Raw genomic sequence first — 8,327 nt, forward strand, 5'->3', positions numbered from 1 at the left:
CGCGTCCCATGCCTTGCCGGGTTCGACATCTTCGATCATCTCTGTCCTCGATGGGTTGAACTTCTTTCAGATGGCCGCGTCGGGTCGCGGAAGGCAAGGGCGGAGAAGCAGACATGGCCGTGCGCATCGCAGAGGGGCTGACAGGGTCGATCGGCCATACGCCGCTTATTCGGTTGCGCCGTGCCTCGGAAGCGACCGGCTGCGCCATCCTCGCCAAAGCCGAATTCATGAATCCCGGCGGATCGGTCAAGGATCGCGCGGCGCTCGCCATCATCACCGATGCCGAGGAACAGGGGCTGCTCAAGCCCGGCGGCACCATCGTGGAAGGAACGGCCGGCAATACCGGCATCGGCCTCACGCTCGTCGCCCATGCGCTCGGATATCGCTCCGTCGTCGTGATGCCGGAGACGCAGGCACAGGAGAAGAAGGATTTCCTGCGCCTCATCGGCGCTGATCTCCGCCTCGTGCCCGCCGCGCCCTTTCGCGATCCGGGAAATTATGTCCACGTCGCCCGCCGGCTCGCGGAGGAGATGGGCGCCCTCTTCGCCAACCAGTTCGACAATCGCGCCAATCGCGCCGGCCATGCGACGACGACAGGCCCAGAAATCTGGGAACAGACCGGCGGCCGGGTGGATGCCTTCACCTGCGCCTGCGGCACGGGCGGCACCCTCGCCGGCGTCTCCGATGCGCTGAAGGCGCGGGACCCGGCGATCCGCATCGTGCTGGCCGATCCGCATGGAAGCGGGCTTTATGGCTGGGTGAAGGAGAACGATCTCACCGTGACCGGCAGTTCCATCACCGAAGGCATCGGTCAGTCGCGCGTGCCCGGCAATCTCGAGGGTGCGGCCATCGACGATGCCGAGCGCATTCCGGACGAGGAGGCTCTGGCCCAGGTGTTCGACCTCTTGCAGCATGAGGGATTGTCGGTCGGTGGTTCTGCCGGCATCAATCTCGCCGCCGCCATTCGCGTTGCGCGGAAACTGGGGCCCGGCCATGTCGTGGTCACGATCCTGTGCGACGGCGGCAGCCGCTATCAATCCAAACTCTTCAACCCCATTTTCCTGAAGTCCAAGGGCCTGCCCGTGCCATCCTGGCTTGGCGCCTGATCGGATGCTTTCAATCGGCCGCGCGACGCGTCGGAACAGGATCCTATGTCAGACCCTCTGGACGGCCTAAAGCCGCCCCCCTCCGCCCCCGAGGCGGAGAAGACGCCCGACAAGCTGCGCGGGGGCCTCGCGCGCATGTTCGGCATCTCCGTCAGCGATCCGGCCCTGCACGATCTGCGGGGCAATCGGGAGATGCCGCTGCCCGGCAACTGGAACACGGTCTTTCTCGGCCTGCTCACCCTGATCGCCGTCCTCGCCTGCCTCTACGTCGCGCGAGATATCGTCCTGCCCGTCGTGCTGGCCCTCGTGCTCAAGCTGCTCTTCCAGCCGCTGGTGAAAGTGCTGGAGCGCATCCACGTTCCGAAGGCCGCTGGTGCGCTCGTCTGCATCGCCCTGCTGCTTGGCGTCTTCGTGGGCCTCGGCGCCCTGCTCTCCAGCCCAGCCTCGCGCTGGGCGGCGCAGCTTCCCCATGCCTGGCCCATGCTGCAGGAGCGTTTCGCCGTGCTGCAACCGCCGATCGCCCGGCTGCAGCACCTGCTCGACCGAATGGGGGTTCATTTCGGCGGCGCAGGGTCTGTCCTGTCGAATCCCGTCAGCATGGTGACTGCCGTCTTCAGCGGCACCGGCACCGTCGCCTCCAATCTGCTCGAAACGCTGCTCGTCCTCTTCTACATGCTCGTTTTCGGGGAAACCTTCCTCCGTCGCCTGGTCGAAGTTCTGCCGCGCTTCGACGACAAGCGTGAGGCGGTCGAGATTTCGATGCATATGGAGCGCGATCTCTCCGCCTATCTGCTGACGATCACCATCATCAACGCGCTCGTGGGCTGTGCCACAGCGCTCGTCATGTGGGCCTGCGGCGTGCCAGGCCCGGTGCTCTGGGGCGTCGTCGCCTTCTGCCTCAACTTCGTGCCGATTCTCGGCCCTTTCGTCGGCATCCTGATGTTCCTGGCCGTCGGTATCGTGACGGCAGGCTTCGCCTGGATCGCCATCCTGCCCGCCTGCCTCTATTTCGCGATCCACGTGGCGGAGGGCGAAATCATCACACCGATGCTGCTCGCCAGCCGTTTCACGATCAACCCGGTCGCGGTGATGCTCTCTCTCATTTTCTGGTACTGGATGTGGGGCGTTGCCGGCGCCATTCTCGCCGTGCCCATGCTCGCCATCCTTAAAATCATCTGTGACCGGCTGCGCCCCTTCCGCGCCTTCGGGCATCTGCTCGAAGGATGAGGCGCCGCGAGCACTACGACGCCCTCGTCATCGGCGCGGGGGCGGCGGGACTGATGGCGGCAATGACGGCGGCCAGGCGCGGCCGCCGGGTTCTGCTGCTCGAACATGGCGAGGCGCCGGGCGCCAAGATCCTCATTTCCGGCGGCGGCCGCTGCAACTTCACAAATCGCGAGACCCCGGCCGCGCGCTTCCTTTCGGCCAATCCACATTTCGCGAAATCGGCGCTCAGCCGCTATCGCCCGGCGGATTTCATCGCCCTCGTCGATCGCCATGGCATTGCCTGGCACGAGAAGACACTCGGCCAGCTTTTCTGTGATGGCTCGGCCCGCCAGATCGTGGAGATGCTGCTCGCCGAATGCCGGCAGGCGGAGGTCACGCTCCGCCTCGGCACGGCCGTGCAGGAAATCCGGCATGATGGCCGCTTTCACCTGGAAACGGCGGCGGCCGTGGTCTCCGCCCCTGCCCTCGTCATCGCCACGGGCGGTCTGTCGATCCCGAAACTGGGTGCAACCGGCTTCGCCTATCAGATCGCCGCCCAGTTCGGCGTCGCCACGGTCCGCCCCGAACCGGCTTTGGTGCCGCTCTGCTTCGAGGAGCCAGAGCTTTCCCTGATGCGCGGCCTCTCAGGGACCGCGACGGAGATCGTGGCCAGCCGCGGGAAAACAGGCTTTCGTGAAGCCATGCTTTTCACCCATCGCGGCCTCTCCGGCCCGGCCATCCTGCAGATTTCCAACTATCTCCAGGCGGGCGACGCCTTCACCGTTGATCTCCTGCCCGGGCAGGACGCCCGCGCGCTGCTGCTGGCCGCCAAACGCGCCCGTCCGCGCATCGCGCTGCGCACCGCGCTCGCCGAACAGCTGCGCCTGCCCCAGCGTCTGGCCCAGGCCCTGGCGCCGGAGGAGGAGAGCGCACCGCCCATCGGCGAGACGAGCGACAAAACGCTCTCGGCCCTGGCCGAGCGGCTGCAGCGCTGGTGCCTGACGCCCGCCGGCACCGAAGGCTTCGCCAAGGCCGAGGTCACGCGTGGCGGCATCGATACCGCTGGCCTCTCCTCCAAGACGATGGAGGTAACAGCCGTTCCCGGCCTTCATTTCATCGGCGAGGCGGTGGACGTGACCGGCTGGCTCGGCGGCTACAATTTTCAGTGGGCCTGGGCCTCGGGCTTCGCGGCCGGCCAGGCGGTCTGAGCCTTCGCCTCGGCGCAGCCTCGTGGCCGCGCCAAGGCGGAGGTCGCCATCAGCCGCCGAATTTGCCCTCGAAGGCGAAGTCGGGCACCGGCTTGCGCGGGCTAGGCGTCTCGCGCGCCTGCAGGAACTCCGGCAGGATGGACTTGTCAGCGAGGCGGCCGACCGCCGCCGCCGCTTCCACCCGGTAGCCCTCGGGGAAGTCGAGCTCGGCGAAGGCACGCGGAATATCGAAACCGACCATGCCATGGGCGTGCCAGCCGAGCATCGAGCCCTGCAGGGCGAAGGAGCCCCAGGCGGCACCGGCGTCGAAAGAATGGCTGTGCGACGGCACGGCCTTCTCGGCGCCCGGCGGCAGCATGACGGAGTTGGAAGCCATGATCACCAATGCCCCGGCACGCTTCGCCCAGGACTGGTTGAACTCGATCAGCAGGCCAAGCAGCTTATCGAAATGCGGCGAGCTGCGGCGGGCGTAGACGAAGATCCAAGGCTGGGAATTGTAGGAAGACGGCGCCCAGCGCGCGGCCTCGAACATGGAGAAGAGATCGGCTTCCGGAATTTCTTCCTCGGTGAAGGCACGCGGCGACCAGCGCTCGAGAAAGATCTTGTCGATCTCATGATCGGCCGTGCGGCTATTGGCGGTCTTCGTCATGTTCCGTCCTTTGTCGTGTGCGCTAGAGTGTGATCGAACACCAGGTCAGTGCTTGGGTGGCGCGTTGCGCAGGGCTTCCGCCTCCGCGTAAAACTTCTTCTCCCACTCATCGTGATTATCCGCCCCTTCCTTAATGAAGGGCGTGAAGATTGCGATGCGCAGCAGCGCGGCACTAATCAGATTGGCCGGGAACCGCAGCGGCTTGTTGAAGTCGACGAAGAGTACGACGCGTGTTTCGTCCGAATGGTTCCAGGCTTCGTGCTCGAAGGCATCGTCGAAGATCAGGGCGCGGCCTTCCTGCCAATGGCAGATCTGACGGTCGACACGGATGGCGATCTTGTCCGGATGGTTCGGCACGATGAGGCCGAGATGGAAGCGCAGCACGCCGTTATAGGGCCCGCGATGCGGCGGCAGGTGCTTGCCCGGCTCGAAGATCGAGAACATCGCCGTCTGCAGCCCGGGGATCTTCTGCACGATGCGCCAGGTATCCGGGCAGAGTTCCGTATTCTTCTTGGAGGTCAGGCCATAGCCGGTGAGGAAGAAGGTCTTCCAGGCGGCATCGGTCGAGATCGTGGAGACGTCGGTCGAGATGTCGTGGAAGCTCGGCAAATCCGCCTTGCGCAGCAGCAGCCGGTCCAGCTCGGCCCGGATCAGGGGCCAGTCCTTTTCGATTTCGGCGGCCCAGGGGAAGGTCGCATTGTCGTAGACGGGCGGGTTGCCCAGTTTGGCGCAGCTGAGGTTGAGGCGCTCGACCCAGGAGACGAGTTTCATCACCACCCGGGTAGTGAGGCTCGGGCGGCTCATCGGCTTGATGCCGGTGGTCCCGAAATTCTGCTTGGCTTCTTGGCTGTCCGCGCCGGCACCCGGCTTGGGGTTGGTGAGTGTGTCCATCGATCGATCTCCGCAGGCAGGGCAGCCTTTCACGTGCCACCCTCCCCCTCTGATACGACAGAGACGCGGGGTTTGGCGAGACGCCCGCGCCGGATGCCCGCCAAACCCCCAGTCTCAGCCGTCGACCGGGATCGGATTTTCGACGAGCGACAGATTGAAACCGTGGACCAGGGCATGTTCCTCCGCACCCGGATTGTCGCGCAACGGCCGCGCGCTCTCCACCAGAATCTCGGGCGCCTCGGTCCCCAGTCCGGCCATGGTCTCGGCAATGAAGGCATCGAGCGGCATGGCCCGGCTGTCGCCGCTCTTGCGGACGAGGTCGGTATCCACCCAGGGTGGCGCGATCTCCTGCACCGTCACCGCCGTGTCTCTCAGCATGAAGCGCTGCGAAAGGGCGTAGGAATGGAGTGCTGCCTTGGTTGCGGAATAGACCGCGGTCATGGCCAGCGGCACATAGGCCAGAACCGAGGTATTATAGAGAATTGTCGCGCGCGGCCGCTGCTTCAAATGCTCGATCAGCGCCGAGGTCATGCGGATCGGTCCGAGCAGATTGGTCGCGATCAGCCTTTGGGCCATGGCGTCGTCAATCGGGGCGGAGGCGTCGTCGAAGGGCATGATGCCGGCATTGTTCACGAGCACGTCCAGGTTCGGGTAGTCCCGCATCAGCCGGTCCGCCGCCGCCGCGATGCTGGCCGGATCCGCGATATCCATGACGATCGCGGCCATGCCGGGATTGGCGGCCGTCACCTCCTCCATCAGTGCCGCGCGGCGCCCGGCGATGATCACCTGGTTGCCGCGCTTGTGAAATGCTTCGGCCAGGCCACGGCCAATGCCGGATGAGCCGCCGGTGATGAAGATGGTATTGCCAGTTAGTTGCATGGTCATTTTTCCTTTTCCAATTTAATACTTAATTTGTGACAATGCCGTAGCGTGAAGCGGGCAAGCTGCGGGACAGGCGGGCGCTCATCGACCGCCGCGCGGCCTCAAAGGCGTTCCATTCCTCGATGTCGGGCAGAGCGGGGATGGTGATGACCTCGCCCAGGTCAAAACCGCTCAACGCCGCATCCACCATGTCCGCCGCCTGCATGGTGATGCCTTCCGGCAGGTGCTCGACCGGCAGGCCGCCGGTCGCCCAGAAGTCGGTCGCGGTCGCCCCCGGCAGCACTGCCTGGACGCGAATGCCCTTGGGCGCCAGTTCGTGGTTCAGGGAGGTTGAAAAGGCATGGACGAAAGCCTTGCTGCCGCCATAGACGCCGTTCAGCAGTTCCGGTGCGATGCTGACGATCGAGGAGATGTTGATGATCGCGCCCCTGCCCCGCGCCGCCATGCCGGGTGCCACCGCATAGGTCAGCCGCATCAGCGCGATGACGTTCAGGCGAATCATCGCCTCCATCCGGCCGACATCGCTTTCCAGCAGCGGGGCAAAGGTGCCGAAGCCGGCATTGTTGACGAGCATCGTGAGGCTCGCGTCCCGGGACAGCTGCGCCTCAACCCGGGCGAGGTCTGCGGCATCGCCCAGGTCGGCCACGACGACTTCCACCGCCCGGCCGGTCTCGTCGCTGATACGCTGGGCCAGTGCCTGCAGCCGATCGCGGCTGCGGGCGACCAAAATCAGGTCATGGCCGCGCCGTGCCAGACGCTCGGCATAGAGCGCGCCGATGCCGGAGGATGCGCCGGTCACAACCGCTACACCTTTGTATTCGCTTGTCATTGCGTGAAATCCCCATCGCTTTTGATGGCGGAATCATGCGACGATTGGCCTTTGTCTTAAATGACGTATAACATACGTTTTCAGGACAACCCTGGGAGCCACCCGTGCCCGAAATCGGCCTCGTCGTCTTTCCCGGCTTTCAATGCCTGGCGCTCGCCGCGCAGACGGCCTTCGAACTCGCCAATCTGGTGACCGGCGAGAATTTCTATTCGGTCCACCTTCTGTCACTCGAGGGTGGCATGGTCCCCTCCTCCACCGGCTTCCGGATGGAAACCGAGAGCCTGCACGACGCGGACGGGATTGACACGCTCCTCCTCCTCGGCGGCACCCTGCCGCCCGATCCTCTGCCGTCCATGACGATTGCCGCCTTGCAGGCCCATGCGCGCCGGGCGCGACGCGTGGCCGGGCTCTGCACCGGCGCTTTCCTGCTCGCGCAATGTGGGCTTCTGGATGGCAGGCGCGCCACGACCCACTGGATTTTTGCAAAATTGATGCGGGAGCGGTTTCCGGCCGTCACAGTCGAGGAGGACCGCATTTACATCAACGAAGGCGCGGTCTGGACCTCGGCCGGCCTCACCGCCGGGCTCGATCTCGCGGTAGCACTCGTCGAGAAGGATCTGGGTCAGGAGGTTGCACGTTCGGTCGCGCGCAAGCTCGTCATGCATCACCGCCGATCGGGTGGGCAGTCCCAACATTCCGAATTGCTCGATCTCGCCGCGAAATCCGACCGCATCCAGACCGCGCTAATCTTCGCGAAGAACAACCTCGCCCGGCCGCTGACGGTCGAAACCCTGGCGGAGGCCGCCCGGCTCAGCCCGCGTCAGTTCAGCCGCGCCTTCCGGGCGGAGACCGGTCAATCGCCTGCCAAGGCGGTGGAGCAGCTGCGGCTGGAGGCTGCGCGCCTGATGTTGGAGGATAGCCGCCACCCGATCGAGACCGTGGCGCGGGAGACGGGCTTCATGGACCAGCGCCGCATGCGGGAAAGCTTCATGCGGCAATGGGGCATGCCGCCCCAGGCCATCCGCCGTGCCGCCCGCGGTGTGGGCGCCGCGGCCTGAAACGCGAAAGGCCGGCGCGGTCCCTGATCGGGACCGGCCGGCCTTGTGCTCAGCGAATGCGGCTTACGAGCAGCCGCTGGTCGAGCCGCAGGTCACGCATTTTAGGCAGGTGCCGTTCCGCACCATGGTGAAATTGCCGCATTCGGGGCAGCTGTCACCCTCATAGCCCTTCACCTTGGCCTCGCGCATCTTGGCTGAGCGGTCATCCGCCGGTGTCACGGCTTCTGCCATCATCGCCGGGCGCAGGCTGGTGGAGGCCGCAATGCCGCCATTCGGCGTGGCACTCGGCACGCCGATCGTGCCGCGGACGAAACCCTTGCTTACGCCACGCTGGATATCGGCCAACATGGAGCGCGCCTGTTCCGCGGTCTCATTGCCGGTGCGTGGCAGGTTCCCTTCCGCCGCACCATTGCCGATCGTGTCCGGCATCAGATCGGCCGGATCGACATGGGCCAGGTCATTGCGCGCGATGTAGGAAATCGCCAGTTCGCGGAAGAT

9 protein-coding genes are annotated in these 8,327 nt (G+C 65.3%); 4 read left to right on the forward strand and 5 right to left on the reverse strand.

Annotated features, from left to right (window positions below; translation table 11 throughout):
- The first annotated feature begins 113 nt into the window (after positions 1-113).
- Genes VL752_RS15425 through VL752_RS15435 form a run of 3 tightly spaced genes read left to right on the forward strand, consistent with a single transcriptional unit; the run spans position 114 to position 3,520 of the window.
- On the forward strand, positions 114-1,106 hold the full coding sequence (locus tag VL752_RS15425; RefSeq protein WP_325356747.1) for a cysteine synthase A: 993 nt from the start codon (positions 114-116) through the stop codon (positions 1,104-1,106).
- Positions 1,107-1,151: 45 nt separating this feature from the next.
- Complete coding sequence (locus tag VL752_RS15430) at positions 1,152-2,333, forward strand: AI-2E family transporter (protein WP_325356748.1); 1,182 nt, start codon at positions 1,152-1,154, stop codon at positions 2,331-2,333.
- Positions 2,330-3,520 carry an NAD(P)/FAD-dependent oxidoreductase gene (locus VL752_RS15435; RefSeq protein WP_325356749.1) on the forward strand — a complete coding sequence of 397 codons (1,191 nt, stop codon included), beginning with the start codon at positions 2,330-2,332 and terminating at the stop codon, positions 3,518-3,520. Before VL752_RS15430 ends, VL752_RS15435 begins: the two co-directional genes overlap by 4 nt.
- A gap of 49 nt (positions 3,521-3,569) precedes the next feature.
- Here the strand turns inward: VL752_RS15435 and VL752_RS15440 are convergent, their stop codons facing one another.
- From VL752_RS15440 to VL752_RS15455, 4 genes are all read right to left on the reverse strand, one after another.
- Entirely contained in the window at positions 3,570-4,169 is a 600-nt protein-coding gene (locus tag VL752_RS15440; RefSeq protein WP_325356750.1) for a nitroreductase family protein, read from the reverse strand.
- A gap of 45 nt (positions 4,170-4,214) precedes the next feature.
- Positions 4,215-5,060 (reverse strand): aspartyl/asparaginyl beta-hydroxylase domain-containing protein, encoded by an 846-nt coding sequence (locus VL752_RS15445; RefSeq protein WP_325356751.1) that lies wholly within the window; start codon positions 5,058-5,060, stop codon positions 4,215-4,217.
- 114 nt (positions 5,061-5,174) lie between these two features.
- Entirely contained in the window at positions 5,175-5,945 is a 771-nt protein-coding gene (locus VL752_RS15450) for an SDR family oxidoreductase (RefSeq protein WP_325356752.1), read from the reverse strand.
- 22 nt (positions 5,946-5,967) lie between these two features.
- Positions 5,968-6,771, reverse strand: a complete 804-nt coding sequence (locus VL752_RS15455; protein WP_325356753.1) for an SDR family NAD(P)-dependent oxidoreductase — start codon at positions 6,769-6,771, stop codon at positions 5,968-5,970.
- 104 nt (positions 6,772-6,875) lie between these two features.
- Here VL752_RS15455 and VL752_RS15460 point away from each other — a divergent pair, with 104 nt between their 5' ends.
- Positions 6,876-7,829: a GlxA family transcriptional regulator gene (locus VL752_RS15460; RefSeq protein WP_325356754.1), complete on the forward strand. Its 954-nt coding sequence runs from the start codon at positions 6,876-6,878 to the stop codon at positions 7,827-7,829.
- Positions 7,830-7,892: 63 nt separating this feature from the next.
- Here VL752_RS15460 and VL752_RS15465 read toward each other — a convergent pair.
- Positions 7,893-8,327 (reverse strand): hypothetical protein (locus tag VL752_RS15465; protein WP_413788771.1); only part of this gene is annotated, 435 nt, incomplete at its 5' end.

Source organism: Acidisoma sp., assembly GCF_035492295.1.
Lineage (GTDB): Bacteria > Pseudomonadota > Alphaproteobacteria > Acetobacterales > Acetobacteraceae > Acidisoma.

Coding starts and splice junctions, on each gene's coding strand:
- VL752_RS15425 (WP_325356747.1), top strand. CDS start 114: ATGGCCGTGCGCATCGCAGAGGGGCTGACAGGGTCGATCGGCCATACG.
- VL752_RS15430 (WP_325356748.1), top strand. CDS start 1,152: ATGTCAGACCCTCTGGACGGCCTAAAGCCGCCCCCCTCCGCCCCCGAG.
- VL752_RS15435 (WP_325356749.1), top strand. CDS start 2,330: ATGAGGCGCCGCGAGCACTACGACGCCCTCGTCATCGGCGCGGGGGCG.
- VL752_RS15440 (WP_325356750.1), bottom strand. CDS start 4,169: ATGACGAAGACCGCCAATAGCCGCACGGCCGATCATGAGATCGACAAG.
- VL752_RS15445 (WP_325356751.1), bottom strand. CDS start 5,060: ATGGACACACTCACCAACCCCAAGCCGGGTGCCGGCGCGGACAGCCAA.
- VL752_RS15450 (WP_325356752.1), bottom strand. CDS start 5,945: ATGACCATGCAACTAACTGGCAATACCATCTTCATCACCGGCGGCTCA.
- VL752_RS15455 (WP_325356753.1), bottom strand. CDS start 6,771: ATGACAAGCGAATACAAAGGTGTAGCGGTTGTGACCGGCGCATCCTCC.